The sequence below is a fragment of the Pseudomonas sp. LBUM1673 genome, assembly GCF_059695645.1.
This window is the reverse complement of sequence record NZ_CP166780.1, coordinates 6,615,226-6,641,092: the sequence shown is the minus strand read 5'-3', so window position 1 is coordinate 6,641,092 and position 25,867 is coordinate 6,615,226. Positions and strand designations below refer to the sequence as shown.

Sequence of the window (25,867 nt, the reverse complement as noted above, 5' to 3'; positions counted from 1 at the left end):
TATTCGAAAGGAAAGAAAAAAGTGCGCCTGAAGGGCAGGCACAAGTCAGCCAATGTAGCGGCTGACCGGGCAATTGCCTAGTGGCGAGTGCTGACTGGTATCAGTCGGCGGCGCTGATGACGCGGGATTTGGTGACCTGGGCTGGCGCAAAATGGCAAGTAAACGTGCTGCCGTGGCCCGGCACACTGCTGATTTCCATGCGTGCCCGGTGGCGCAGCAACACGTGTTTGACGATGGCCAGCCCCAGCCCGGTGCCGCCGGTGTTGGAGTTGCGGCTGGAATCGACGCGGTAAAAGCGCTCAGTCAGGCGTGGCAAGTGTTTGCTGTCGATGCCAATCCCCGAATCCTGCACGCTCAGGTGTGCGCCTTGATCGTCACCCCACCAGCGTATGCGGATATTGCCTTCGGCCGGGGTGTATTTCACTGCGTTGAACACCAGGTTGGAAAACGCGCTGCGCAATTCCGCTTCGCTGCCCTTGAGCAGAATCGTCGGATCGGCTTCCAGGGTGATGGTCTGATTGCGTTGACCGGACAGCTGCTGAGCGTCGCCCTTGATCGATTGCAGCAGGCTGTCGATGGACACCGGTTGATTGTCCGACGGGTAATCGGTGGCTTCCAGTTTGGCCAGCAGCAGCAAATCGTTAAGCAAGGTCTGCATGCGCCCGCCTTGCTGCTGCATCTGCTGCAGGGCACGGGTCCAGCGCGGGTTCACGTCCTCGACGTTGTCGAGCAGGGTTTCCAGATAGCCGCAGATCACCGTCAGCGGCGTGCGCAGTTCGTGGGATACGTTGGCGATGAAGTCTTTGCGCATCTGTTCCAGCTGATGAATACGCGTCACGTCGCGCACCAGCATCAAGTGTTCGTTGTTGCCGTAGCGGGTGATGTACAGCTGAATGCGCAGGCGATCGTTGATCGGCGACGGTATTTCCAACGGCTCTGCGTAGCTGTCCTGCTCGAAGTACTCCTTGAAGCGCGGATGGCGCACGAGGTTGGTCACGGGCTGGCCGCTGTCTTGAGGGGTCTTGAGGCCGAGCAAGGTTTCGGCCGCGCGGTTCCACCATTCCAGGTTGCCGTCGCTGTCGAGCATGATCACCGCGTCTTTGAGCGCGGCGGTGGATTCCTGGACCCGGTCGATCACTGCTTGCAGGCGCCCGCGCACCCGTTGGTCGCGGCGTTGCAGGTGGTAGATGCTGTCGAATACTTCACCCCATAGGCCGTAGCCGTCGGGCGGTGCTTCATCGGGTTGGAGCAGGCGCAGCCATTCGTGCAGGCGTAGCAACTGTTTGAGGGTCCAGGCCAGGTAAAGGCCCAGGCCCACGGCGAGGCTCCAGCCGTAGTAGCCGGAAATCAGGCCGATCACCAGGCAGGCGGTGACCAGCAACAGCATGTGGCGAATCAGGGTGCCATGCCAGTTTTGGTTCACGGAAAAATGCGTCCTTGTCAGCGAGTCTGGCGGTCGGCTCAGGCCTTGGTGGAAAACCGGTAGCCGGTGCCGCGCACGGTTTGTACCAGATTTTCATAGGCATCGCCGAGGGCTTTGCGCAGGCGACGGATGTGCACATCGACGGTGCGCTCTTCGACATAGACGTTGCCGCCCCAGACCTGATCCAGCAACTGGCCACGGGTGTAGGCGCGTTCCTGGTGAGTCATGAAAAATTGCAGCAAACGATATTCGGTGGGGCCCATCTCCGCCGGTTTGCCGTCGATGGTCACGCGGTGGCTGATCGGGTCCAGCAGCAGGCCGCCGACTTCGATTGGCGATTCGCCATCGGTCGGGCCGGCGCGGCGCAGCACGGCTTTCAAGCGCGCAACCAGCTCGCGCGGGGAAAACGGTTTGGTGATGTAGTCGTCAGCGCCGACTTCCAGGCCCTGGATCTTGTTGTCCTCTTCGCCCTTGGCGGTGAGCATGATGATCGGGATACCCCCGGTCAGTTCATCGCGCTTGAGGCGGCGGGCCAGCTCGATGCCGGAGGTGCCGGGCAGCATCCAGTCGAGCAAAATCAGGTCCGGCTTGCGGTCGACGATGATGGCATGGGCCTGCTGCGAGTTTTCCGCCTCCAGGCAGTCATAGCCGGCCATTTCCAACGCAACGGCGATCATTTCGCGAATGGGCGCTTCGTCGTCGACGATCAGAATGCTCCTGCCAACCATGCCTTAATCCTCTTGTCATTTAACTGTCTTGCGCCGCATTAGATAACGGAATTATTGCAGTCGTGTGACAGTATTTTAGCCGCCCTGCGATTGTCGTGATCCTGAACTAAGCTCTAAGTCCGAATCCTGACAACCACAAAAGGAAGGTTTCCATGAATCAAAGTACGTTTTCCTTCAAATCCCTGCTGTTGGGCGCTGCCCTGATTTTTCCGACCATGGCCTTCGCCGCCGATCCAGCCATGATGAAGGGCGGCATGATGGTCGATCATAAGGGTATGACCGTTTACACGTTCGATAAGGACGCCGGCGGCAAGTCGATGTGTAACGATGATTGTGCCAAGAACTGGCCACCGATGATGGCCCCGGCGGGCGCCAAGGCAGAAGGCAAATGGACGGCTATCAAACGTGACGATGGCACCATGCAATGGGCTTATGACGGTAAGCCGCTGTATACATTTGTGAAGGACGAAAAACCTGGGGAAATGAAGGGGGACGGCATGAAGGATGTCTGGCACGTCGTCCATGAGTCGCAAAAGTAACCGGCTCAAGACTGTAGCAGCTGGCGTAGCCTGCGTTCGGCTGCGCAGGCTTCGCCAGCTGCTACAGATCAATCGCAGTCAACGCAACGCGTAATCCAGCACAATCCCGACAAAAATCGCCAAGCCCGCCCAGTGGTTGTGCAAAAACGCCTGGAAGCAGCGCATCCGGTCCTTGCTGCGGGTGTACCAGAACTCCCATGCAAAACAGCCCGCCGCCGCCAGTAACCCGAGGTGGAACCAGCCGCCGAGATGGAATTTCGAACCCGCCAGCAGCAGGCAACCCAACGCCAGGCCTTGCAGGGTCAGAATGATTGCCCTGTCGGCGTCGCCAAACAGGATCGCCGTGGATTTCACCCCGATCTTCAGGTCATCGTCGCGGTCGGTCATGGCGTAATAGGTGTCGTAGCCCACGGTCCACAACAGGTTGGCGATCCACAGCAACCAGGCCGCCGCTGGCAGTTCACCGGTTTCGGCGGTAAACGCCATGGGCATGCCCCAGGAGAACGCCGCGCCCAATACCACTTGCGGGTAATAGGTGTAGCGCTTCATGAACGGGTAACTGAACGCCAGGGCCAAACCGCCCAGCGACAACCAGACAGTCGCCGCGTTGGTACACAGCACCAGCAGGAAACTCACACCCATCAGCACCGCGAAGAACACCAGTGCTTCTTTCGAGCTGATCTTGCCGCTCACCAGCGGCCGTTGCTCGGTACGTTTCACGTGGCCATCGACCTTGCGGTCCGCCCAATCGTTGATCACACAACCGCCAGCGCGGGTCAGTACCACGCCGAGCACGAAAATCACGATATTGGCCAATGAAGGCGAGCCTTCACCGGCAATCCAGAGTGCCCATAACGTTGGCCACAGCAGCAAATAAATGCCGATCGGCTTATCCATGCGGGTCAGCTGAATGAAATCCCAGGCTCGTGGATTCAAGCGATTCAGGGACTTGAGCAGGCTCTGGTACATCAGCAAATCTCCGGATGGGCGCGGGCGGCGCTCCACAAGTTCGGCAGGAAGATCTCGGCCACCAGCACGCTCAAGGCGCCGCGATCGAAGCGCGAACGTCGGCCCCACAGTTCAGGCGCCTGGGCATCCACCGGCAACCATTCCTGAGGGTAATGACAAACCTCGATGGCCCGACGCTGAAACGCCTGATCGCAAAACAACAATTCGCCCAGGGAGCGGCTGCCCAGCTCGTCCATATGCAATCCATCACCCTGCAACGCACTGCGCGCCGCTACGCTGCGGGCAAACACCCAGGCTTCACCGTGGCCATGCAGATACACCTCGCGCACCCAGCCTTCACTGCCTTCTGCCAGATCCAGCGCGGCGCATTCGTCGGCGCGCAGCGATTGCCAGCCTTCGAACAACGGCGTGATGCTGAAACCGTCATTCGACAGGCGGATCAGGCGCCGGGTCAGCGATCCTTCATCGAACAGCCAATTGAGCGTAGACGTGTCGGGGAGGTGCGTCAGTTGGCTTCGAGGGAGCCAGAGCGGCGTCGGGGAGGGGGCTTTTGAGTGCGGCACAGTGAGTCATTATTGGCAGCAAATGAGGCGGCGAGCTTACCATGTCAGGCAACGATTTTGATTGATCCGGCCTGCCGTTGCACCAAACAGGCTTGCATCTGTCGGGCCCGATCAGTACAAAACGCCCTGAGCCGGACGGCAGCGCCTCACCCATCGACCGTTCGCGCCGGCAAAAGCCTGAATCCCGAGGAAATACCTGAATGAAAAAGTGGCAATGTGTGGTCTGCGGCCTGATCTATAACGAAGCCGACGGCTGGCCGGACGATGGCATTTCGCCGGGCACACTGTGGCAGGACGTACCGGAAGACTGGCTGTGCCCGGACTGCGGCGTGGGCAAGATGGATTTCGAAATGATTGAAATCAACTAAGAGAATCAAAGGAGCAACAAGGAATGAACGCACCTGTCGTGATCGTCGGCACTGGGCTGGCTGGCTACAACCTGGCCCGGGAGTTTCGCAAACTCGATGGCGAAACCCCTCTGCTGCTGATTACTGCAGATGACGGGCGCTCCTACTCCAAGCCGATGCTCTCCACCGGCTTCGGCAAGAATAAAGACGCCGATGGCCTGAGCATGGCCGAACCGGGCGCCATGGCCGAGCAATTGAAGGCCGAAGTGCGCACCCACACGCGCATCAGCGGTATCGATCTTGGCCATAAACGCCTGTGGATTGGTGAGGAAGCGGTGATCTACCGCGACCTGATCCTGGCCTGGGGGGCGGAAACCGTGCGAGTGCCGATCGAAGGCGACGCAGCTGATGCCGTTTTCCCGATCAATGATCTTGAAGACTACGCACGCTTTCGCGCGGCCGCGGCCGGCAAGCGTCGGGTGTTGCTGCTGGGCGCCGGTTTGATCGGCTGCGAATTCGCCAACGATCTCATCCTCGGTGGTTACGAGGTGCAACTGGTGGCACCTTGCGAACAGGTCATGCCGACCTTGTTGCACCCGGCCGCGGCCGCTGCGGTCCAGGCCGGCCTGGAAAGCCTGGGCGCGCGCTTCCACCTCGGGCCGGTGCTCAATCGCTTGCAACGAGTGGCTGACGGCCTGGAAGCGCATCTGTCCGACGGTCAGGTCATCCCTTGCGACGTGGTGGTTTCGGCCATTGGTCTGCGTCCGCGCATTGATCTGGCGGCTGCGGCGGGTGTGCAGGTCAACCGTGGCGTGGTGGTCGACCGTCACCTGAAAACCTCTCACGCCAATATCTACGCCTTGGGCGACTGCGCCGAGGTCGATGGGCTGAATCTGTTGTACGTCATGCCCCTTATGAGCTGTGCGAGAGCGCTGGCCCAGACCCTCGTCGGAAACCCTGTGGCGGTGAGTTATGGCCCGATGCCGATCACTGTGAAAACCCCGGTCTGTCCATTGGTGGTTTCGCCACCACCACGGGGCGCGGAAGGCGTCTGGACGGTCGAAGGGCAGGGCGCGGACATCAAGGTGCTGTGCCGCGACAGCGCCGGCCAATTGCTGGGCTATGCCCTGACAGGCGCGGCGGTGATGGAAAAACTCGCCCTGAACAAAGAACTTCCACCCTTGCTGGCGTAAATACCGGTCGTTCTGTCGGAATCACCCCGCTTTTGCCCCTACAAAGGTTGCGGGGAGACTGGCGCCGCTCTTAAGCGCGTGCCATTCTCACTCCCGTCTGCCGCAGAGTAGAGCACCTGCGGCGCCTTGGGCGCTGTTCCAACGAGAACAGCACGGACATAACAACAAAAAACCGTCAAAGGGGCTTCACTAATGCGTAAACCAGAACTCGCTGCTGCAATTGCTGAAAAAGCAGACCTCACCAAAGAGCAGGCCAACCGCGTTCTCAACGCCGTTCTCGAAGAAATCACCGGCGCTCTGCACCGCAAAGACAGCGTTACGCTGGTGGGCTTCGGGACTTTCCTGCAACGCCATCGCGGTGCACGTACCGGCAAAAACCCGCAAACCGGTGAGCCAGTGAAAATCAAGGCCAGCAACACCGTCGCCTTCAAGCCAGGCAAGTCGTTGAAAGACAGCGTCAATCCATAATTGCGGCGAACTCCCAGAATAGTGGGGGGAACCGTATTGAAAAATGGGCACGCCGATTGAATCGGGTGCCCATTTTTTGTCTTTGCCGGCAACTGAATTATCGTTCTATAGGCTGTACAAGATGTTGTAGAACGATTTTTGTTCAGTCACCCTTGAGTAAATCGATTGGTTCGGTTTTGGTTAGCTGGATCTTGAAAAGGGTAATCACCTGCATGCTGAGTGGGACCTAGGCTCTATCAATTGAGCCGACCTTCTCCGTATCGACCACTTCTGCACCTATCAGATTTAGTTCTTTAAGTGCAGTGGCGGCGTGAGGCGAAAGAAATACGAATCCAAGTAAAGTAATTTCATCGATACTAAAAAAATCTGTGCTGATATTTTCTTTGATTGTCAGGCTGATGATATTTTTGATTTCGCCGCTCGCTCGAAAATTAATCTTCGACTGTGTCTGATCGATCACGTCCACAGGCTCCTTGTCTATTCGTTGCTGGCGCATGAAAAAATATTGGCGCTGTGCGACCGAAACGCCCTTCGGGTTGACGATCTCCAGTTCTGCGATCTCCCATCGGGAAGTCTTGAGGGTCTGGAAGGCTTTCAGGAAGCGCTCACTGACAATATGCCCCTCAAAGGCTGTGCAAAAGTCAAAGTCATAGCGCTTGTCCTTGGTAATCAGCACCAGCTTTTTCGGGAGGGGAGCGAGAGCTTCGTCGGGGCCCGCGTCGTGCCAGTCGGCATCCATCGCATGGTCATAGGCGCCAGGGCTGAACGACTCATGAATAACGCCATCAATGAAGGTGGGGCAGTTTTTGTCTTTCTTGAATGCAAGGGTATAGAACATGAAAGCCTCTTGTCAGCAAAGTCGACCGGTACTGGATTTGGTTCGTATTCTTCCTGAAATAGTCTTCTTGCGAAGGCTGCTTTGTAGTGATGAAACCTGTTGCTGTGCCTGTGCCTTGGTAATAAGTTTTGCGTTATAGCGTGCTTTGATCCTGCCCAGTTTTCTGTCCACCAGGTCCGAATAGTCCTTGTGTGAACCATTGTGGTAAACCGGTCTGCCAATGGCCGCGGCCTTTGCTTGGCTATCTGGCATCAGCAGGCCGTTGGGGGCTTTGTTTTGTGTGCCGCCCAGACCAATGGAGTTCATGAATTTGTCATGCCGCTTCCATACCGCTACTGGGATGACATGTTGGGCTTGCATGTTGTCACCAACGACGCCTCCCAGAGATCTATCGAGGACAGAGCTGGGGCTCCAGCCCCACGGGTCTGCCCAGCCAATGGGGTTGGGTCCATAACCATAGAGGTTCAGGCCACCCGCCAAGCCAATCGGATCCGGCGTCGTAAAACGCCCCACATCCGGATCATAGAACCGAAACGTGTTGTAGTGCAGCCCGGTCTCCCGGTCCAGGTACTGACCCTGGAACCGCAGGTTCTGTTCCTCGATGTAATACGGTTCGCGTATCTCCTGGAGGGTGTTGCCCCAGACTCGATACCAGGCCTGCCACACCATGGCGCCGTCGGCTTCCGTCAGTTGCTCGGGCAGGTCGCTCAGGTCGTTGTGGTAGTAACGGACCTTCTGCAAGCCGCCGCTGCCATCGATCCGCGCCAGCGGTTCATAACCGTTATCGGCATACAGATACAGGCTGGTCTGGCTATTGCGGTGTTCCTGCAACAAGCGCAAGCCATCCCAGGTAAAGCGCGTTTCACCCAGCGGATAGCCGTTGTTGTCGTGCTCGGTCTTGCCGATTCGCCGCCCCAACGGATCGTAGGTCATGCGCACAACCGTTTCCCGCGCACCGTTTTCGTTGCGCACTTCAATCAACCGGCTTTCGGCGTCGTAGGCAAAGCGTTGCAGGCCCCGTTTAGCGCTGCGTTTTTCGATCATCCGGCCAAAGGCGTCGTAGCGGTAACGCTTGTCCTGATAGGTCAGCAGTTTGTTGTGCACCACCAGCCCGGCGCCGGGTTGCGGGCCGTCCAGCAGGTTGGCGGCGGCGTCGTAGGCGAAGGTTTCGCGCTGGCCGTGCAGGCTGTCCTGGCTGGCGATGATGCGGCCGGTGGCGTCGTAGTGCAGCAGTTGGCGGTGTTGCGCGGCGGGTTGTTGGTCGAGTTTGCCGATCAGGTTGTCGGCGGGGTCGTACTCGAAATGTTTCTGCACGGCGGCCGGCATCAGCGATGGCTGGCTGGTGTGTCGGCGTTGGCGTGAGCGTAAGCGCCCGCTGCGGTCGTATTCGCTGCGGGTGCTGATCTGGCCTTGGGTGCGCAGCACTTCGCGGTGCAGGCGATCACGCTCGAAGTCGCTGATGACCTGGCCGTCGAGGTTGATCTGGTGCAGGTGGCCGCTGCCGTAGTACAGGCGATTGAGCCAGCGGTCGTCGGGCAGTTGGGTCTGGATCAGGTTGCCGAGTTCGTCATAGTGATATTGCAGGCTGCCAGCCGCGCTTTGTTCTTCGAGCAACTGGCCGAGGGCGTCGTAGGCGAAGCTCAGGGTTTGTGCATTGCCGTGGTGGTCGGTGAAGGTGACGGCGGTGAGCTGGTCCAATGGGTCGTAGGTGTAGTTGGTACGGCCATCGTCGGTGATTTTGGCGATCAGCCGGCCGACAGCGTCGCGTTTCAGTCGATGAACGATGGGGGCCAGGGGCGTCTCGGGGACGACGGCCAGGCCGTTGCCGTAAGGCGCCGGAACAGCCGTGACCGCCGCGATGTTATCCAGCAGATCATAGGTGTAGCGCTTGGCGCTGCCATCCAGATCCTGTTGTTCTGTCAGTCGATCCCCCGCATCCCAGGCAAACCGATAACTCTCGCCGTTCTCATTGGTCAGCGCTTGCAGCCGCCCGTAGCTGTCATACCCGAACTGCACCTGCCGGCCATGGGCGTCGGTACGCTGACGCACCTGGCCGCGACGGTTGTGTTGATAGAGCGTGGTGTGCCCGGCCGGGTCGGTATAACCGGTCAACTGGCCGCTGACGTCGTGCTGATACTGCTCGGTGCGCCCGTCCGGCAATTGGCTGCTGAGCAACCGCCCTTGGGCGTCGTAGCTGAATTGGGTGCGTTCGCCGAGGGCATCGGTGATGACTTGCAGATAGCCCCGGTTGTCGTAGCTGAACCGCGTCGGATAACCCGAGCAATCGATGTGTTCGATCAATTGGCCGAACGGGTTCCAGCGCAGCTTTTTGCTTTTGCCGGTGGCGTCGATGATTTCCACGACCTGGCCGTGGGCGTCGTAGCGGTAGCGGGTGATGTGGCCCAGCGGATCGGTCTCGACGATGCGGTTGCCGTGCTGATCGTAGCGATACTGCCAGCTGTTGCCGGCGGCGTCGGTTTCCACCAGCGGCAGGGCCCAGAGTTCAAGCCATAGGGTCGAATCGCTGCGGCCCAGCGGGTCGGTTTCGCCGATCATGTTGCCGGCGTCGTCGAAGCTGTAGGCGTAGTGCCCGCCCAGCGGGTCGGTGGCACTGAGCAATTGGCGCTCGTCGTTCCATTCGAACTGCCAGGTCTGGCCGAGGTTGTCGGTGTATTCGGTGATCTGGTGCTGGGTGTTCCACCGGCGCGTATTGACGCGCTGCGAACCATCGGTGATGCGCGTGACACCGGCGCCGAGGTCATAGTCGAACTGGTAAGCGTCGCCTTCGTCGGTCCAGTGCCCGACCACGCGCCATTCAAGGTCTTCGATCAACGCCCATTCATAGAAGCAACGCAGCCCCGTGGGCAACTGATGCTCGACCATCCGCTGTCCGGCGTCGTAACTGAAGCGCCGTTGTACTTGGCCGGTGGCGTCGTGCACTTCGGCCAGGTTGCCGGCTGCGTCGTAGCCATAGCTGACGAGTATTTCACGGTGTTGGTCGGGGTACAGGCGTTCAACCCGAGTCACTCGACTGCCTTCTTGAATCAGCTCGACCTGCACCAGATCAAAGGTGTCTCTTAGCCGAACAAGCTGCCCGACGTCGTCATAGTCGAGATGGATGCGGTTGTCGTTGCGGTCGCCCAATTGATCAAGGCGCAGCAGCGCCGTATTGCCCGGCGTTGGATTGAACAAGCGGTAGATGCCGTCATCGCTTTCGATCAACAACTGCCCATTAACATGGCGTCGAACACTAAGCCCCTCACCCGCGCTGAACACCGCACCGCCCAAGGGGATCGAACCCATGTCGATGCGCCGGGCCTGCTCATCGGTGTAGACCAGCGTTTCCCCGCCCTCCGGGTGAGGCAGGATTTCAACCCGCACCTCGTAGGACATACTCCAACCCGCCCCGAACAACCCGTCGCGCCGCTCGTCACGGCTGTTGTAGAAGCGCTGCCAATCCATCGGCAAGATGCCAGGCAACACGAAATCCAGCTCTTCAGCGCCACCCAGCACCTTGGCCCCGGTGGCGGCATGCACCGGGTTCGAAGAGCCCATGGCAGCGTTGGCCATGGCGCCCATCGCGCTGCTGACGGCCATCGACGTCGCGCCTGCGACCAGCATGCACGGCAGTTTGCTGAAGAATTTCCCCTTGCCGCCCTTGAGCATCAGCAACGCGGTGACCGCCAGCCCCACGCCCGGGGTCTTGCCGCTGCGGATCTCGCGCACCACCACCGAACCGCCGCCAATGGTCACGTTGGATGAGATCAGCCCGGACGACACCACCTTGGCGTCACAGGTGCTGCGGTCACCGCTGCGCACGGCGGGCTGGCCGTTGATGGTGACTTTGTCCGAGCCCTCGGCCATGAACTGCGGTGGCATCGGCGGATGCTTCATGCAGACGAGCAGGTCCAGCGGCTTGGGCACGGCGCCGGGTGCCGGGGTGGCGACGGTGGGGCGCCACATCTGGGAGAAGAAACTCTCGGCCATGTCCAGATAACTGGGTTCTGCTTCGGGCTCGGGTATTTCCAGTTCGGTGCCGGCTGGCGCGACATGGGATTGAATCGCCCCGGCGGCTCGTGCGGCGGGAATATTATTGGTGAGGGTGTTGGTGGAGCCGGTGAGAATATTCGCCTGCACCGTGGGCGGAAACAGCGCGTTGCTGATCTTCTCGCACCAGTTGCTTAAGCCCTTGTCGGCCCCGGTCTTGCTCATGGCGAGGCCGACGACGGTGCCCACCACCGCGCCAAGCAGGATGCAACCGAGCCCGCCGGTGGCGACGGTAATGCCCGTGGCCGCCACCACGGCGAAGGTGACCAGCGCGGTAATCGCGATGTTGGCTGCTACCTCCAGCACGCCGCCGAGGATGTCGGCCATCATCGAGGTGTGGTTGAGTGCATCGCCCAGCCGGGCGGCCCAGAGCGCGTCAGACATGCGCGGTGTTCATCTGACACAAGCGTCTGGCCACCGCGCAATCGTTGCGCTTGTTGCGTAATTCGATGCCTTCCATTGCATCTTTCTCCTTGTTGGTTACGGCATGCGCATTAGCGCAGTCCTCAGGCGTTTGACCAGCTTCGGATCCTTGAGGCAATCGGCCGGCCGTATGTTATCCAAGGCCGGCACCTGCTGTTTGACCCACCACAAACCTTCCTTGAGCCCTCTTTTACCGTAGAGAATGACCGCCATATCGAGGTTGCCATCCAGTTGTTTCGCCAGGGTGCGGGCGTCGTCGTCGAGATAGACTTTGTTATACAAATCCACGAAATCCTGCCAATCGGCATCGCCGGTGTATTCGTCTTCCAGTTGTTCCATCTTCAAAAAATCCAGCTATTTTGTGCACATTGGCCAAGTCAGATCCACGACCTAAAGATCAACCATAAAAATAATTAAAAAACCGTTCGAAGTTTTCTTTCCCAAGTAGTGGGCTGACCGAGCAGGAAGCAACCCAACCGTCGGTTACGGCATACTCATCAGCACCATTCTCAGGCGTTTGATCAGATTCGGATCCTTGAGGCAATCGGCCGGCCGTTTTTTACCGAGGGCGGGCACTTTCTGCTTGATCCACCACAACCCTTCCTTAAGCCCTCTTTTACCGTTGAGGACGACCGCCATATCCAGGTTGCCATCCAATGCTTTCGCCAGCGTGCGGGCGTCGTCGTCGAGATAGACTTTGTTATACAAATCCACGAAATCCTGCCAATCGTCATCGCCGGTGTATTCGTCTTCCAGTCCCATTCTAAAAACCTGCAAATGATATTAAGTTGCTACCGGTCGGGTTTCGCGCCGACGGCGCCAGGATGCCATCATAACCATTGGCTTTCGCCCAGGCGCCAATCTGATGGGTTTGGGTGTATTTGTCGCCGGTAATGCTTTTAAGGGAAACGCCCAATTGCTTGCGCACATCGGCCCGGGTCAAATCCAGGACGTTGTTGAGCTGCACTTTTTTGCTGACCAGTACCCGTGTAGACAGATCAACCCCCCAGTGATTGACCTCTCCTAGCGCAGTCTTGCGTGAATTCGCGCCATAGACCCCACCCAGGCCTTTGGCCGTATAGCGGTGTCTGGATGCAACGTTCCACATGTGAGCCTGCCAAGTCGTGCTGATACGCCCAGGCTCTTCGAAACGGTAAACCGTTCGGCTGACTTTTCGACCCTTTGGCGGGCTCGAGCATTTCATCAGCCCCAGTGGATCGATCCAGCTCACCGGGTTTGGCGCGTATTGATAGAGGTTCAGCCCGCCAGCCAGCCCGATAGGGTCCGGCGTGGTGAAACGCCCGATGTCCGGGTCGTAGAAGCGCAACGTGTTGTAGTGCAGCCCGGTTTCCCGATCCAGGTATTGGCCCTGGAATCGCAGGTTCTGTTCTTCGATGTAATACGGTTCGCGCAACTCTTCGGCCGCAGAGCCCCAGACCCGGTAACGGGCTTGCCAGAGCGTGTGGCCGTCGCTTTCCGAGAGTTGCTCGGGCAGGCCATTGAGGTCGTTGTGGTAATAACGGACTTTCTGTTGCTCACCCAGCCCGTCGACCCGCGCCAGTGGTTCATGGCCCTCGTCGGCGTAAATGTAGAGGCTGGTCTGGTTATTTCGATGCTCCTGCAACAGTTGCAACGCATCCCAGGTGAAGCGGGTTCGGCTCAGCAGGGTGGAATGGCGGTCATACTCGGCCTTTTCGATGCGCCGGCCCAGGGGGTCGTAGGTCATCTTCACGACCGAGCCGTTGTCGTTGCGAACTTCCACCAGACGCTGCTCGGCGTCATAGCTGAAGCGCTGGACACCGCGTTGGGCGCTGCGTTTTTCAACCATACGGCCGAAGCCGTCATAACGATAACGTTTGTCCTGAAAAGTCAGCAGTCGGTTATGAAGCACCAGGCCTGCGCCCGTCGATAAACCATCGAGCAGGTTGGCGGCGGGGTCATAGGCAAACGCTTCGCGCTGGCCCTGGACGTTGTCCTGGCTGGCGAGGATGCGGCCTGTGGCGTCGTAGTGCAGCAATTGGCGGTGCTGGGCGTCGGGCTGGCTGTCGAAACGTTCGACCAGTTGATCGCTGGCGTCATAGCCAAATTGGCTTTGCGTCGCCGGTGGCAGCAGCGCGGACTGGCTCTGATGTCGACGTTGGCGGGTACGCAGGCGGCCGCTGCGGTCGTATTCGCTACGGGTACTGAGACGTCCCTGGGTTCGCAGCACTTCGCGGTGCAGGCGATCGCGTTCGAAGTCGCTGATGACCTGACCGTCGAGGTTGATCTGATGCAGATAACCACTGCCGTAATGCAGGCGGTTCAGCCATCGGCCATCAGGCAGCAGCGTTTGGGTCAGGTTGCCCAGCTCGTCATAGCGATGTTCCAGGCTCCCGGCCCAGCCCTGTTCGGCGATCAGTTGTCCAAGGGGGTCGTAGCTGAAGCCCAGGTTCTGTTGCTCGCCCGTGTGGGCGGTGAAGGTGATGGCGGTGACCTGATCCAGCGCGTCATAGCGGTACTCGGTGCGGCCATCCTCGGTGAGTTTGGCCACCAGCCGACCCATCGCATCGCGTTCCAGGTCATGGACGGCAGGCGCTTGCGGCGAAAGGTCCAGGTCCGTGCTACCGGGAGCGGCGAGTGCCTCCACGCGAGTGACGTTGTCCAGCGGGTCGTAGGCGTAGCGTTTGAGGCTGCCGTCCAGGCTATGTTGCGCAATCAGCCGGTCGCTGGCATCCCAGGCAAACTTATAGCGTTCGCCGTTCTCATTGGTCAGGGTTTGCAGGCGACCATAGACGTCGTAGTTCAACTCCACCCGGCGGCCGTGGGCGTCGGTGCGCAGACGCAGGTGACCGCTCAATGTGTGTTCGAAGTGAGTGGTGTGCCCGGCGGGGTCGCAGTAGCCGATCAACTGGCCGCTCGCGTCACGCTGATAATGTTCAGTGCGTCCGTCCGGCAGTTGCTTGCCGAGCAACCGGCCCTGGTCGTCGTAGGTGAAACGAGTGCGTTCGCCCAGCGCGTCGCTACTGGTGAGCAGCAGCCCACGCTCGCAGTAACTCAACCGCGTGGTGAAACCGGAACAGTCGGTGTGTTCGCTGAGTTGGCCGAGCGCCGTCCAGCGTAACGTTTTGCGCTTGCCGCTGGCGTCGATGATTTCCACGACCTGGCCGTGGGCATCATGGCGATAGCGGGTAACGTGGCCCAGCGGGTCGGTTTCGCGGATGCAGTTGCCGCGTGAGTCATAGCGATACTGCCAGGTATTTCCCGCCGCATCGGTTTCTGCCAGCGGCAAGGCCCAGTGTTCCAGCCACAGGGTCGATTCGCTGCGCCCGAGGGGGTCGCGGGTCTCGCTGAGGTTGCCCGCTTCGTCGTAGCTGAATTGATGCTGCCCACCCCCGGGATCGGTCGCCCCAAGTAATTGGCTGTCGTCATTCCACCGGAATGTCCAGGTACGTCCCAGCGCGTCGGTGGTTTCGATGATCTGGTGCTGAGTATCCCAGTGGCGCGTGCTGACCCGATTGAGACCGTCGGTGATGCGTGTGGTCCCGGCTTTCAGATCGTAATCGAAGGTGTATTGGTCACCCGCGTCGGTCCAGTGCCGGACCACGCGCCATTCAAGGTCGTCAACCAATGCCCATTCGTAGAAGCAACGCAGCCCGGTCGGCAACTGATGCTCGACCATACGGCGTCCGGCGTCATAGGCAAACCGGCGTTTCACCTGCCCGTTGGACTGGCGCACCTCGGCCAGATCGCCCTGGGTATCGTAGCCGTAGTGCATCAGCACTTCACGGCGCTGGTCTGCGTACAATCGCTCGATCCGGCTGACCCGTTGGCGCCAGCGCGCATCGTAGATCAGTTCAATGCTGACCAGATCGAAGGTATCTCGCAGCTGCAGCAGGCGCCCGTCGTCGTCATAGTCGAGATGGATGCGGTTGTCGTTGCGATCGCCGAGCTGACTCAGGCGCAACAAGGACGGTTTACCGGGTGTAACGTCGAACAGTCGGTACAGCCCGTCTGTACTTTCGATCAACAACTGCCCATTGCGATGCCGCCGGACACTGAGCCCTTCACCGGCGCTGAACGCCGCGCCGCCCAGAGGGATCGAGCCCATGTCGATGCGCCGGCCCTGTTCGTCGGTGTAGACCAGTGTTTCGCCGCCCTCGGGATGAGGCAGGATTTCGACGCACACTTCGTAAGACACGCTCCAACCCGCGCCGAACAACCCGTCGCGACGTTCGTCACGGCTGTTGTAGAAGCGCTGCCAATCTATCGGCAAGATGCCAGGCAACACGAAATCCAGCTCTTCAGCGCCACCCAGCACCTTGGCCCCGGTGGCGGCATGCACCGGGTTCGAAGAGCCCATGGCAGCGTTGGCCATGGCGCCCATCGCGCTGCTGACGGCCATCGACGTTGCACCACCGATCAACATGCACGGCAGGTTACTCAGGAATTTGCCCTTGCCACCCTTGAGCATCAGCAACGCCGTGACCGCCAGCCCCACGCCTGGGGTCTTGCCGCTGCGGATCTCGCGCACCACCACTGAACCGCCGCCAATGGTCACGTTGGGGGAGATCAGCCCGGACGACACCACCGTGGCATCACAGGTGCTGCGGTCGCCGCTGCGCACGGCGGGCTGGCCGTTGATGGTGACTTTGTCCGAGCCTTCGGCCAAAAACTGCGGCGGCATCGGCGGATGCTTCATGCAGACGAGCAGGTCCAGCGGCTTGGGCACGGCGCCGGGCGCCGGGGTGGCGACGGTGGGGCGCCACATCTGGGAGAAGAAACTCTCGGCCATGTCCAGATAACTGGGTTCTGCTTCCGGCTCGGTTTCCTCCAGCTCGGTACCGGCCGGTGCGACATGGGATTGAATCGCTCCGGCGGCCCGGGCAGCAGGGATGTTGTTGGTGAGGGTATTGGTGGAGCCGGTGAGAATGTTCGCCTGCACCGTGGGCGGAAACAGCGCGTTGCCAAAACTCTCGCATAAATTGCTCAGGCCCTTGTCGGCCCCGGTCTTGCTCATGGCAAGGCCGACGACGGCGCCCACCACCGCGCCAAGCAGGATGCAACCCAGCCCCCCGGTGGCGACGGTAATGCCCGTGGCCGCCACCACTGCAGCGGTGGCCAGTGCGGTAATTGCGATATTGGCCGCCACTTCCAGTACGCCGCCAAGAATGTCGGCCATCATCGAGGTGTGGTTCAGCGCATCGCCCAGCCGGGCGGCCCAGAGCGCGTCAGACATGCAAGGTGCTCATCAGGCCGGAACGTCGAACAACAGCGAACCCTTGATGGTCGCCCAATGCGCGGCTTCGGCATCGCCGAGTTTTTCGGCCTTCACGTAGCTCAGGGCGAGCATTTTGCGAGTGCCGGGCAACACCAGCGCCAACTGGTATTGGAAGACTTTGTCGTTGCCCTTGTTGAACTGGCTGCGCAATTCGATGCCCTCGACTTCCTGGTTGGCCCCCAGGCGCACGGCGACGCCCGGTTGAAAACGCAGGTCTTGCACTTGTTTTTCCAGGCGCTTGAGCTGGTCGTCGAAGTTGCTTTGCAAGGTTTCGCCCTCGGCCAGCAAGCTGCGGCTGACGATCAGCGAAGTACCCAGTTCGGGGAATTTGAGGATGTTGATCGTCGCGTCCAGCAGCTCGCTTGCCGGCAGTTGGAACTGGAATTCATTGATTCGGTAAGTCATGGAACACAGATCTCGTGATTAGCCCTTGGGCTTGGGGAACGCGGCATTGATGTTGGCGTCGATACTGGCCTTGACGCCCTGACCATCAGGCGTGGCGCCAGCGCCGCCGCCGTTGTTCAGGTGCAGCACGCCGCCGGTATTGATCTCGGCGTCACCGCTGGCGTAGAAGCTGATTTGCACGCCGGTCAGGTTGATCTGGCCGCTGGCATTGAGCTCCAGGATGCTTTCACCACAGACCAGCCGCAGGTTCTCGCCCACTTCAATGACGTAGCTCTGGCTGATGCTGTCGGTCTTGCGCTGGCCTACCGAAAGAATGTCTTCCTGTTTGACGATGCGCAGGCGGTTGTTGCCGATGGTCACTGTCTCGTTATGCCCGATGCTCTTGTTGCGGTCGTGGCCCACCGAGTGGCTTTCATCGACCTCGACCACGATGTCCTGATTGCGCTCGGCATGGATGTACAGCTGCTCGGCGCCTTTTTTGTCTTCCATGCGGATTTCGTTGAAATTCGCCGGTGAGCCGCCCTTGCTCGAACGGCTCTTCATGCCGCTCTGGGTGGCGTTTTCCGGCAAGTCGTAGGGCACGGTTTGTTCGGCGTTGTAGACGCGACCGGTGATGATCGGCCGGTCCGGGTCGCCTTCGAGGAAACTGACGATCACTTCCTGGCCGATCCGTGGGATCTGCATCGAGCCCCAGTTTTTACCGGCCCAGGATTGCGACACGCGAATCCAGCACGAACTGTTTTCGTTGGATTGGTCGTGACGGTCCCAATAGAAGTGCACCTTCACCCGGCCGAACTGGTCGGTCCAGATTTCCTCCCCCTTGGGGCCAACCACCAGCGCGGTCTGCGGGCCTTTAACGATGGGGCGGTGGGTGTTGGGCAGCGGGCGGTAGCTTTGTTGGGCGTCGATGCAGGTCAGGCTGCTTTCGAACTGCGCCGAGGCCGCGCCGCCGCTGGTTTCCCCGCTTTCCTGGGAAATGTAATAGCGGGCGCCGACGATCAGGTATTCGCGGTTCTGGTCCTGGCGGCTGAAGCCGGTGAGGCTGAACAAATGACCCGACCCCAGACCCCGGGCGTTGCCGGCGAACTCGACCTGTTCGTGCAGGGTCTGCAAGGCTTCGATGCGGGTGCGGGCGTAGTGTTCGCCATCTGCGCTTTGCACATAGGTGCCGGGGTAGTCGTACAGCGGATAATCGCCGGCGGTGTGCGGACGAGGCATGGCCGAGCGCACGTCAATACGCGCGCTGGGGCGCTGGAAGTCATAGTCGTTGAGTTCCAGCGAACCCGGCTGGACTTCCTGGGCCAGGTGCCAATCGTGGATGTGATCGCGTTCGCGCTGCTGTTCATTCTTGGGGTAGTAGGGCACCGAGGCGTAGCCGGGCGCGCTGGTGTGGGCGCCGTAGGCATCGGCCAGCACCAGCACATGACGACCCTGTTCATGGCGGAAGAAGTAGTAGATCCCTTCCTGCTCCATCAGGCGGCTGACGAAATCGAAGCTGGTTTCGCGATACTGCACGCAGTATTCCCACTCGCGATAGGGCCGGCTCAGGGCATCTTCGAAATCGGAAAACCCCAGGTCACGAAAAACCTGCTTGATGATCTGCGGGATGGTCAGGTTCTGGAAAATCCGGCAATCGGACGTGCGGCTCAGCAGCCATAGCCAGGGCCGCAGCGTGGCCTGGTAGCTGGCGAACTGGCCCTGGTCGACGTTCTGGCTGCAACGGGCAACGATGCCATGGAAATGACGTTCGCCACCGCCGTCCAGTTGCAGGCTCAGGCACATGGGCTTGCCGAGCAACTGGTTGAGGTCGATGGCGTTGTCCAGCGAGTGCAGCTGCAGCTCATAGTTGAACAGCCGCCCCAGCTCTTCGCCGCCGCCCATGTCCTTGAGCAACAGCACATCCGGCCCCAGGGGGCTGGTGATTTTTGCCAGGCGTGAGAGTTGCTTGAATAGCATCAGTTATCCCGTAAACGTTGTAATCGCCGCGCCGTTTTTCCCAGCAGAAACCGGATCAAATGTGGGAGCTGGCTTGCCTGCGATAGCGGTGGGACATTCAGCATTGATGCCGATTGATACACCGCTATCGCAGGCAAGCCAGCTCCCACACTGACCGCATTCCTCCAAGGGCTATGCGGCGTCGCTGAAGTCGTAGTGCAATTCGTGATCCCGGGCGCTGATCCGCACGCCCGCCAGCGCTTTGCTTTCGAGCATGCGAGTGAGGAACTCGCGGCTCATGTCCGGCAGCAGGCTGTTGGTCAGGATGGTGTCGATCATCCGCCCGCCGCTTTCGGTTTCGGTGCAACGGGAAACGATCAGGTCGACCACTGCGTCGTCGTAATCGAAAGCCACTTTGTGGGTATTCTCCACGCGCTTCTTGATGCGGTTGAGTTGCAGTCGGGTAATGGCCTTGAGCATTTCGTCGCTGAGCGGGTAGTACGGAATGGTCACCAAGCGGCCCAGCAATGCCGGCGGGAAAATCTCCAGCAGCGGCTGGCGCAGGGCCTTGGCGATTTCTTCGGGCTCGGGCACGTTTTGCGGGTCTTTGCAGACCTGGGCAATCAGATCGGTACCCGCGTTGGTGGTCAGCAGGATCAAGGTGTTCTTGAAGTCGATCACCCGGCCTTCGCCGTCCTCCATCACGCCTTTGTCGAAGACCTGGAAGAAGATCTCGTGCACGTCCGGGTGGGCTTTTTCCACCTCGTCCAGCAGCACCACGCTGTAGGGTTTACGCCGCACGGCTTCGGTCAGCACGCCGCCTTCGCCATAGCCGATGTAGCCCGGTGGCGCGCCCTTGAGGGTGGATACCGTGTGGGCTTCCTGGAATTCACTCATGTTGATGGTGATGACGTTCTGCTCGCCGCCGTACATGGCTTCGGCCAGCGCCAGGGCGGTTTCAGTCTTGCCCACGCCGGAGGTGCCGGCGAGCATGAACACACCAATCGGCTTGCTCGGGTTGTCGAGGCCGGCGCGGGAGGTCTGGATGCGTTTGGCGATCATCTGCAAGGCATGGTCCTGGCCGATGATGCGTTTTTTCAGGTGCTGGTCGAGGTTGAGCACGGTTTCCAGTTCGTTACGGGCCATGCGGCCCACCGGAATACCGGTCCAGTCGGCGACCACCGAGGCCACGGCCTGGTAATCCACGGTCGGTAGGATCAACGGGGTTTCGCCTTGCAGGGCGCTGAGGCGCTGTTGCAGGTCCACCAGTTTCTCGCGCAGGGCGTGGCTGTCTTCACTGCCAGCGTCGCTGTCTACCACACCGACGCGTTCGCGCAAGGTGGCGCGGGTGGCGAGCAGTTCGTCCACCAGGGTTTTTTCTTCGGCCCAGCGGCTTTCGAGTTCGGCCAGGCGTTCGCGTTCGGCGGCCAGCAGGTTTTCGCTATTGCTCTGGCGGGCGCCGATGACGATGCCGATGGCGTGCTCGCGGGCGATGATTTGTAGCTCGGTTTCCAACGCCTCGATGCGGCGACGGCTGTCATCCACTTCGGCCGGCACGGCGTGCAGGCTAATGGCGACCCGGGCGCAGGCGGTGTCCAGCAGGCTCACGGATTTGTCCGGCAACTGGCGCGCCGGGATGTAGCGGTGAGACAGCTTGACCGACGCTTCCAGGGCTTCGTCGAGGATCTGCACCTGATGGTGTTTTTCCATCGTCGAGGCCACGCCGCGCATCATCAGCAGCGCCTTGTCTTCGGACGGCTCGGCCACTTGCACCACCTGGAAGCGGCGGGTCAGGGCCGGGTCTTTTTCGATATGCTTCTTGTACTCGGCCCATGTCGTGGCGGCCACGGTGCGCAGGGTGCCCCGGGCCAGGGCCGGTTTGAGCAGGTTGGCCGCGTCCCCGGTGCCGGCGGCGCCACCGGCACCTACCAGCGTGTGGGCTTCGTCGATAAACAGGATGATCGGTTTTGGCGAGGCCTGGACGTCTTCGATGACCTGGCGCAGGCGCTGTTCGAATTCACCTTTCATGCTCGCACCGGCCTGCAACAGGCCGACGTCGAGGCTACGCAGTTCCACGTCCTTGAGCGCCGGCGGCACGTCACCGGCGACGATGCGCTGGGCAAAACCTTCGACCACGGCGGTTTTACCGACGCCGGCTTCACCGGTCAGAATCGGGTTGTTCTGTCGACGGCGCATGAGGATGTCCACCAGTTGGCGGATCTCTTCGTCACGGCCGACAATCGGGTCAAGCTTGCCGCTGCGGGCCTGCTCGGTAAGGTCGACGGTAAAACGCTTGAGCGCTTCCTGTTTGCCCATGGCACTTGGGGCCATGGCACCGCTGGCTTCACCGGGCACGCTGCCTGCGTTGAAACCATCGCTGGCGCTGAGCGCATTCTCCGGCGAGTCGCCGACGTATTCGTCGAATCGCTCGCTCAGGGCCTCGACCTTGATCTTGTCAAACTCTGCCGACAACCCCAGCAGCCCATGGCGCAGGCTCGGCGTTTTGAGGATGCCCAGCACCAGATAACCGGTACGCACCTGGCTTTCACCGAACATCAGGCTGCCGTAGACCCAGCCACGTTCCACGGCCTCTTCCACATGGGAGGACAAGTCAGTGATTGAGGTCGAGCCCCGTGGCAAACGGTCCAGGGCTTCGGTCAGGTCACGCGCCAGGCGTGCCGGCTCGATATTGAACTGGCGGATGATGCGGTGCAGGTCTGAGTCCTGCAATTGCAGCAACTGATGAAACCAGTGGGCCAGTTCCACATAAGGGTTACCGCGTAACTTGCAGAACACGGTGGCGGCTTCGATGGCTTTGTAGGCCACGCTGTTGAGTTTACCGAACAACGCGGCGCGACTGATTTCACCCATGCTCATGGCTCCTTGAGGTCTGTGAGGTGTTGGCCTGCTCGGCGTAATGCCGGGCCAGTATTAAATCCTTGGCATCTGTTTCAGGCCGGCCCAGCCAGGTATTGAACCCCAGGCGGAAACGGCCATTGAGTTGCAGCGCCGGTACTTCGGGCTGTTGCAGAACCAGGTTCAGATCCCAGTCCAGTTCATGGCCCAGGTATTCGGCCACCCAGGCCACCAGCTCATTGAAGGGCTGGCTGCCGGGCAGCATGCCCATGTAGTCATCCAGCTTGAGTGGCCCCAGGCGAATGCGGAATTTGTGCTGGCGATCCCAGACGTAACGACCCAGGCAAAAATCCACGCCCAACTGATGGGCGCTGACGCCCACGCGGCTACGTTCCGGCAGCTCCAGCCATTGGCCGACGTATTCTTCGATCTCCACCGGCAGGCCGAAGTACTCGCTGAGAATGGCCTTCAAACCGTCCGGGTAGCGGGTTTGTGCCGACAGATGACCGCTGTAATGCAGCTTCGCCGTGTCGGGGATCAGCCCTTGTTTAAGCAGGCTCGGCATGCCCCGGCCGCTCAGTGCTGCCAGGCGTGCCGACCAGTAGTCATCGTCCGGGCGATCATGGCTGACCGTCGGCCGCGCTTCGGCCCAGGCCCGGTAAAACAGGCTCAGCAGGCGATGGTGGAACACATCCAGGAAGCGTTTGCTGGTGCTGTCGGCGTTGTTGCGTTGGCGTTCGCGCACATATTCGGTGATGTGCAGCGGCAACGGGCCGTTGGGGCCACCGAGGCCGAAAAAGAATTGCTCCAGGCGCGCCGGCGAACCGTCGAGGCCCGGTTGTACCGAGGCCAGGGTCGCCGGGGCGAAGGTGCAATCGGCCTGTTGCCCAAGGCGCAGCGGATCATCGGCCAGGCGCAACGAATGGCCCAGGCGCGGTAGTTCAGGCGATTCGCACTCGATACGCCGCAACGCCTGGAAGAAGTCGTATTCCCAGGGCTCCTGGTGCATCGCGTCCAGGGTACTCACAGGGTCGGACGGCGTCCGGGCTTGGCTTTCCATCGCATGATCTCGCCGCGTTCGGTGGTACGGATCACCGTCTCGGTAAAACTGTTGATCGACACGTAGCGTGCCAGGAAGCGCTCGAACACTGCACCGAGCAAGAAGACCCCGGTGCCGCGAAACGCGTTTTCATCAAATTCCAGGGTGATCTCCAGGCCACGACCAAACACGATCGGGCCCGGCATTGGCAAGCGTCGGGTGCAGGCCTTGTTGCTGACTTCACGCAGGCCTTCGATCTGCAATTGCAACGCCGCATCGTTGCTGTCGCCGTACAGGCGCAGCAGTTCGCGCAGGGCGGCGGCGCCCTGGCCTTGCTCGCTGAGGGACAGGTAGTTCAGCGAAAGCTGGCTGATCAACCGCCAGGCCTTGGCATCGTGGGCATGGCTGGCGCGTGGGCGGCTCGGGCCTGCCACGCAGCGCACCGCCGCTACAGGTGCGCTGTCGGCCAAGGTGAAGTCGGTCTTGCTATGGCCCACGCTCATGAACAGCGGCAGGTCGCGGTTGGTGCACAACGCTGTTACACCCAGTTGGCGCAGGTCGTGGCGATAGGGCGCCTGCTGGCTGTCCACCAGGCTGACGAAGGTCTCGCTGCCGATGTAAGTCGAGCGCGGGCCGTTGCGCCGTTGGCCGCTGGACAGCACGCGGGGTTCGCGCCGCACCGTGTACCAGGCCTGATCGCGGCCGTAGCGAGACGGATCGCGTACGGCATAGAACGGCAAAAAGGGCTGCTCCGCCCCGGTCCCGTGGCCGGTGAGGGCGGTCAGGGAATGAATCTCGAAATCCATCGGCCGGGTGCGGTCGGCGATCACATGGTGTTCATTGACCCGTTCCGACAGGTGGATGCGATCCAGGCGCTTGGGAAACAAGTTGATTGCCGGGGTGCAGAACGGCAGGAACTGCGCGGCACCGACACTGCCTTCCAGGCTTGGATCGTGACGGTCGAATAGCACGATCAATTCCAGTTCCTGGCCGTCGCAGCGTTTGACCGCTCGGCTCAACTGGCTGAAGTCGACAAACAGAAAACGCTGGGGCAGGGCGAAGTATTCCTGCAACAGGCGATAGCCCTGGAAGGCCCGCGGGACCACTGGTAGCGCGGCGTCGGCATCGTCGAATCCCTGGGAACGCAGTGCGTCCTGTGGCAGGCGTTCTACCCAATCGCCGCCGGGCTGACGGGCGAACACGGCGCAGGCGTTGCCCAGCAACTGTTCGTAGAGGCGGAAGGGCTGCTCGTCTGCGCCGCTGAGGTACAGCGGCAGGTTGTCCAGGGCCAGACTGTTGAACGGCAGTTCGGCGCCGGTGCGCAGGGTCAGGCGCAGGCCGGCCTTGGCCTTGGGTTCGCTGGCGGCCAAGCGCCCGAGCACGGCGGACGGGTTGCCGAAGTACTCGGCCTGGCTGACCTGCAACGGCCACAACATCACCGCATGGGCGGTGCGGTACTCGCAGCAGGTTTGGGTTTCACGACCCAGGGCGGCGCGCAGGACCGTGTCCCGGGGCAGCGGGAAGCCGCTGCTCAGCGAGCCTTCATCGGGGTCGGCCTGCAATTGCACCACGGTCATCGACGGTGTCGGTGCCAGGTAGTGGGGGTAAGCGATTTCCAGCAGATTGTGGGTAAAGGTCGGGTATTCGGCATCGAGCTTGAGCTGTACTCGCGCCGTCAGGTAAGCGAACCCTTCCAGCAAACGCTCGACGTACGGGTCGGCGCAGTCCATACCGGACAACGTCAGCCGACTGGCGATTTTCGGGTATTCCTGGGCGAACTCCGCCGCGCTTTCGCGAACGTGGTGCAATTCCTGATTGTACAGCTCCAGCAGCCGTGGGTTCATGAGCGTCTCCGCTGGTCGGCGTTGACCACCCGCACATGGCCGGATTCCAGGTCCAGGTCGGTTTGCAACATCAGGCGCAGTGGCACTGGCTGAGCCCAGAGATCGCCTTCGATCTCGAAACTCAGGGCGTTGTGGTTCATCTCGGCGGACGCCCGGGCCCGCACGCGCAGGGTATGGCGCAGAATCCGCGGTTCGAACGTGGCGATGGCTTGGTGGATCAGCGCTTCAAGCGCTGCGATATCGACGTTCGACGCACTGTTGCCGGCCAGGGCTGGCAGCCCAAAATTGACGACCGAGGTGCCGGCCGGGGTGTGCAACGTCGCATCGGCGCTGAGCAACGAAGTGGTGTTGAGCAGCCACGCCAGATCACGCAGCACCGAGGCTTTGAGTTGGGTCAGGGAGAGCACGCGCTTGTCGGCGCTTTCCTTGAGATTGCTCGGGTCGTCGTCGGTCAACCGATCCAGCAGGGACGGTTGCAGACGATCGCGGGTGGCGATTTCGGTTACCACGAGAAATGCGCCACGAAACTTTTCTGGTCCATGACGCCGGTCATACAGCCAGCACTATGGGCGACCTTCGACACTTCCATGGGCTGGTCTTTGATTTGGCGGATGGCCTGATACCGAGCGTCACAATCAGGGCTCGGAGGGGGCTCGGGCGTGGAGTGCTCCACGATAATGATTTGGGCGTTGTTGAAGGTTTCGACCCGTGGCTGACCTTTTCGGTCGACGCTCAGAAAACAAGGCCACGGCATGTCCAGTTTCAAGAGGCTTTGGTCCTGTTTGCGCAAGGCGCATTGCTGATCGTGGCTTTCCAGGGTCAGTGTTTGTCCGGCGAGAATTACTTGATTGCCGGGGGCCGCAGGTGGTTGCTGTTCGGCCCAGGCATTGAGGCTCAGCAGGCAGCCCGACAACAGTATCAACAGGGTACGTTTGACCATTTCAACCTTCAAAGCCCAATCTGTTTTGAGCGATGTGCAGACTCGTGGACGAT

Annotated in this window: 20 protein-coding genes; 4 read left to right on the top strand and 16 right to left on the bottom strand. The window is 60.6% G+C overall.

Annotation, left to right across the window (positions count from 1 at the left end; translation table 11 throughout):
- Nucleotides 1-100: 100 nt before the first annotated feature.
- Both phoR and phoB read right to left on the bottom strand, forming a co-directional pair.
- Nucleotides 101-1,387: a phosphate regulon sensor histidine kinase PhoR gene (gene phoR, locus ACA044_RS30390; protein ID WP_497447333.1), complete on the bottom strand. Its 1,287-nt coding sequence runs from the start codon at nt 1,385-1,387 to the stop codon at nt 101-103.
- 74 nt (nt 1,388-1,461) lie between these two features.
- Nucleotides 1,462-2,151 carry a phosphate regulon transcriptional regulator PhoB gene (gene phoB, locus ACA044_RS30385; protein ID WP_497444522.1) on the bottom strand — a complete coding sequence of 230 codons (690 nt, stop codon included), beginning with the start codon at nt 2,149-2,151 and terminating at the stop codon, nt 1,462-1,464.
- Between the two features lie 152 nt (nt 2,152-2,303).
- Between phoB and ACA044_RS30380 the strand changes: the two genes are divergently transcribed.
- Entirely contained in the window at nt 2,304-2,690 is a 387-nt protein-coding gene (locus tag ACA044_RS30380; RefSeq protein ID WP_497444521.1) for a COG4315 family predicted lipoprotein, read from the top strand.
- A gap of 78 nt (nt 2,691-2,768) precedes the next feature.
- Here the strand turns inward: ACA044_RS30380 and ubiA are convergent, their stop codons facing one another.
- Together ubiA and ACA044_RS30370 are read right to left on the bottom strand one after the other, a co-directional pair.
- Nucleotides 2,769-3,659, bottom strand: a complete 891-nt coding sequence (ubiA, locus tag ACA044_RS30375) for a 4-hydroxybenzoate octaprenyltransferase (protein WP_497444520.1) — start codon at nt 3,657-3,659, stop codon at nt 2,769-2,771.
- Nucleotides 3,659-4,222, bottom strand: a complete 564-nt coding sequence (locus ACA044_RS30370; RefSeq protein WP_497444519.1) for a chorismate--pyruvate lyase family protein — start codon at nt 4,220-4,222, stop codon at nt 3,659-3,661. Before ACA044_RS30370 ends, ubiA begins: the two co-directional genes overlap by 1 nt.
- A gap of 200 nt (nt 4,223-4,422) precedes the next feature.
- On the opposite strand from ACA044_RS30370, the gene ACA044_RS30365 reads away from it, so the two are divergent.
- The 3 genes from ACA044_RS30365 (at nt 4,423) to ACA044_RS30355 (ending at nt 6,230) form a co-directional block, all read left to right on the top strand.
- Nucleotides 4,423-4,590 (top strand): rubredoxin, encoded by a 168-nt coding sequence (locus tag ACA044_RS30365; protein ID WP_282376312.1) that lies wholly within the window; start codon nt 4,423-4,425, stop codon nt 4,588-4,590.
- A gap of 23 nt (nt 4,591-4,613) precedes the next feature.
- Nucleotides 4,614-5,762: an NAD(P)/FAD-dependent oxidoreductase gene (locus tag ACA044_RS30360; protein ID WP_497444518.1), complete on the top strand. Its 1,149-nt coding sequence runs from the start codon at nt 4,614-4,616 to the stop codon at nt 5,760-5,762.
- Between the two features lie 192 nt (nt 5,763-5,954).
- Nucleotides 5,955-6,230: an HU family DNA-binding protein gene (locus ACA044_RS30355; protein ID WP_003213368.1), complete on the top strand. Its 276-nt coding sequence runs from the start codon at nt 5,955-5,957 to the stop codon at nt 6,228-6,230.
- 226 nt (nt 6,231-6,456) lie between these two features.
- Here ACA044_RS30355 and ACA044_RS30350 read toward each other — a convergent pair whose 3' ends face one another.
- From ACA044_RS30350 to ACA044_RS30295, 12 genes are all read right to left on the bottom strand, one after another.
- Nucleotides 6,457-7,068, bottom strand: a complete 612-nt coding sequence (locus tag ACA044_RS30350; protein ID WP_497444517.1) for an Imm43 family immunity protein — start codon at nt 7,066-7,068, stop codon at nt 6,457-6,459.
- Nucleotides 7,069-7,080: 12 nt separating this feature from the next.
- Nucleotides 7,081-11,499, bottom strand: coding sequence for an RHS repeat-associated core domain-containing protein (locus ACA044_RS30345; RefSeq protein ID WP_497444516.1), 4,419 nt, complete (start codon nt 11,497-11,499; stop codon nt 7,081-7,083).
- 96 nt (nt 11,500-11,595) lie between these two features.
- A complete protein-coding gene (locus ACA044_RS30340) occupies nt 11,596-11,877 on the bottom strand; it encodes a hypothetical protein (protein WP_497444515.1) in 282 nt (93 codons plus the stop codon).
- A 144-nt stretch (nt 11,878-12,021) separates the two neighbouring features.
- Nucleotides 12,022-12,300, bottom strand: coding sequence for a hypothetical protein (locus ACA044_RS30335; protein WP_497444514.1), 279 nt, complete (start codon nt 12,298-12,300; stop codon nt 12,022-12,024).
- 1 nt (nt 12,301) lies between these two features.
- Nucleotides 12,302-16,753 (bottom strand): RHS repeat-associated core domain-containing protein, encoded by a 4,452-nt coding sequence (locus tag ACA044_RS30330; protein WP_497444513.1) that lies wholly within the window; start codon nt 16,751-16,753, stop codon nt 12,302-12,304.
- 12 nt (nt 16,754-16,765) lie between these two features.
- Nucleotides 16,766-17,200 carry a DcrB-related protein gene (locus ACA044_RS30325; protein ID WP_497444512.1) on the bottom strand — a complete coding sequence of 145 codons (435 nt, stop codon included), beginning with the start codon at nt 17,198-17,200 and terminating at the stop codon, nt 16,766-16,768.
- Between the two features lie 18 nt (nt 17,201-17,218).
- Nucleotides 17,219-19,156, bottom strand: a complete 1,938-nt coding sequence (locus tag ACA044_RS30320) for a type VI secretion system Vgr family protein (RefSeq protein ID WP_497444511.1) — start codon at nt 19,154-19,156, stop codon at nt 17,219-17,221.
- Nucleotides 19,157-19,327: 171 nt separating this feature from the next.
- Nucleotides 19,328-22,006: a type VI secretion system ATPase TssH gene (tssH, locus tag ACA044_RS30315; RefSeq protein WP_497444510.1), complete on the bottom strand. Its 2,679-nt coding sequence runs from the start codon at nt 22,004-22,006 to the stop codon at nt 19,328-19,330.
- Complete coding sequence (tssG, locus tag ACA044_RS30310) at nt 21,999-23,051, bottom strand: type VI secretion system baseplate subunit TssG (protein ID WP_497444509.1); 1,053 nt, start codon at nt 23,049-23,051, stop codon at nt 21,999-22,001. The genes tssH and tssG overlap by 8 nt, the downstream gene beginning before the upstream one ends.
- Nucleotides 23,015-24,874: a type VI secretion system baseplate subunit TssF gene (tssF, locus tag ACA044_RS30305; protein WP_497444508.1), complete on the bottom strand. Its 1,860-nt coding sequence runs from the start codon at nt 24,872-24,874 to the stop codon at nt 23,015-23,017. The genes tssG and tssF overlap by 37 nt, the downstream gene beginning before the upstream one ends.
- The gene (gene tssE / locus ACA044_RS30300) at nt 24,871-25,383 is read right to left on the bottom strand and encodes a type VI secretion system baseplate subunit TssE (protein ID WP_497444507.1); all 513 of its coding nucleotides are present in this window, start codon (nt 25,381-25,383) and stop codon (nt 24,871-24,873) included. Before tssE ends, tssF begins: the two co-directional genes overlap by 4 nt.
- Nucleotides 25,377-25,814 carry a hypothetical protein gene (locus tag ACA044_RS30295; RefSeq protein ID WP_497444506.1) on the bottom strand — a complete coding sequence of 146 codons (438 nt, stop codon included), beginning with the start codon at nt 25,812-25,814 and terminating at the stop codon, nt 25,377-25,379. The genes tssE and ACA044_RS30295 overlap by 7 nt, the downstream gene beginning before the upstream one ends.
- Nucleotides 25,815-25,867: the final 53 nt, after the last annotated feature.

What these genes read in the sequence shown, in the direction of transcription:
- phoR (WP_497447333.1), bottom strand. Translation starts at nt 1,387, where the DNA reads ATGCTGTTGCTGGTCACCGCCTGCCTGGTGATCGGCCTGATTTCCGGC.
- phoB (WP_497444522.1), bottom strand. Translation starts at nt 2,151, where the DNA reads ATGGTTGGCAGGAGCATTCTGATCGTCGACGACGAAGCGCCCATTCGC.
- ACA044_RS30380 (WP_497444521.1), top strand. Translation starts at nt 2,304, where the DNA reads ATGAATCAAAGTACGTTTTCCTTCAAATCCCTGCTGTTGGGCGCTGCC.
- ubiA (WP_497444520.1), bottom strand. Translation starts at nt 3,659, where the DNA reads ATGTACCAGAGCCTGCTCAAGTCCCTGAATCGCTTGAATCCACGAGCC.
- ACA044_RS30365 (WP_282376312.1), top strand. Translation starts at nt 4,423, where the DNA reads ATGAAAAAGTGGCAATGTGTGGTCTGCGGCCTGATCTATAACGAAGCC.
- ACA044_RS30360 (WP_497444518.1), top strand. Translation starts at nt 4,614, where the DNA reads ATGAACGCACCTGTCGTGATCGTCGGCACTGGGCTGGCTGGCTACAAC.
- ACA044_RS30355 (WP_003213368.1), top strand. Translation starts at nt 5,955, where the DNA reads ATGCGTAAACCAGAACTCGCTGCTGCAATTGCTGAAAAAGCAGACCTC.
- ACA044_RS30350 (WP_497444517.1), bottom strand. Translation starts at nt 7,068, where the DNA reads ATGTTCTATACCCTTGCATTCAAGAAAGACAAAAACTGCCCCACCTTC.
- ACA044_RS30345 (WP_497444516.1), bottom strand. Translation starts at nt 11,499, where the DNA reads ATGTCTGACGCGCTCTGGGCCGCCCGGCTGGGCGATGCACTCAACCAC.
- ACA044_RS30340 (WP_497444515.1), bottom strand. Translation starts at nt 11,877, where the DNA reads ATGGAACAACTGGAAGACGAATACACCGGCGATGCCGATTGGCAGGAT.
- ACA044_RS30335 (WP_497444514.1), bottom strand. Translation starts at nt 12,300, where the DNA reads ATGGGACTGGAAGACGAATACACCGGCGATGACGATTGGCAGGATTTC.
- ACA044_RS30330 (WP_497444513.1), bottom strand. Translation starts at nt 16,753, where the DNA reads ATGTCTGACGCGCTCTGGGCCGCCCGGCTGGGCGATGCGCTGAACCAC.
- ACA044_RS30325 (WP_497444512.1), bottom strand. Translation starts at nt 17,200, where the DNA reads ATGACTTACCGAATCAATGAATTCCAGTTCCAACTGCCGGCAAGCGAG.
- ACA044_RS30320 (WP_497444511.1), bottom strand. Translation starts at nt 19,156, where the DNA reads ATGCTATTCAAGCAACTCTCACGCCTGGCAAAAATCACCAGCCCCCTG.
- tssH (WP_497444510.1), bottom strand. Translation starts at nt 22,006, where the DNA reads ATGGGTGAAATCAGTCGCGCCGCGTTGTTCGGTAAACTCAACAGCGTG.
- tssG (WP_497444509.1), bottom strand. Translation starts at nt 23,051, where the DNA reads ATGGAAAGCCAAGCCCGGACGCCGTCCGACCCTGTGAGTACCCTGGAC.
- tssF (WP_497444508.1), bottom strand. Translation starts at nt 24,874, where the DNA reads ATGAACCCACGGCTGCTGGAGCTGTACAATCAGGAATTGCACCACGTT.
- ACA044_RS30295 (WP_497444506.1), bottom strand. Translation starts at nt 25,814, where the DNA reads ATGGTCAAACGTACCCTGTTGATACTGTTGTCGGGCTGCCTGCTGAGC.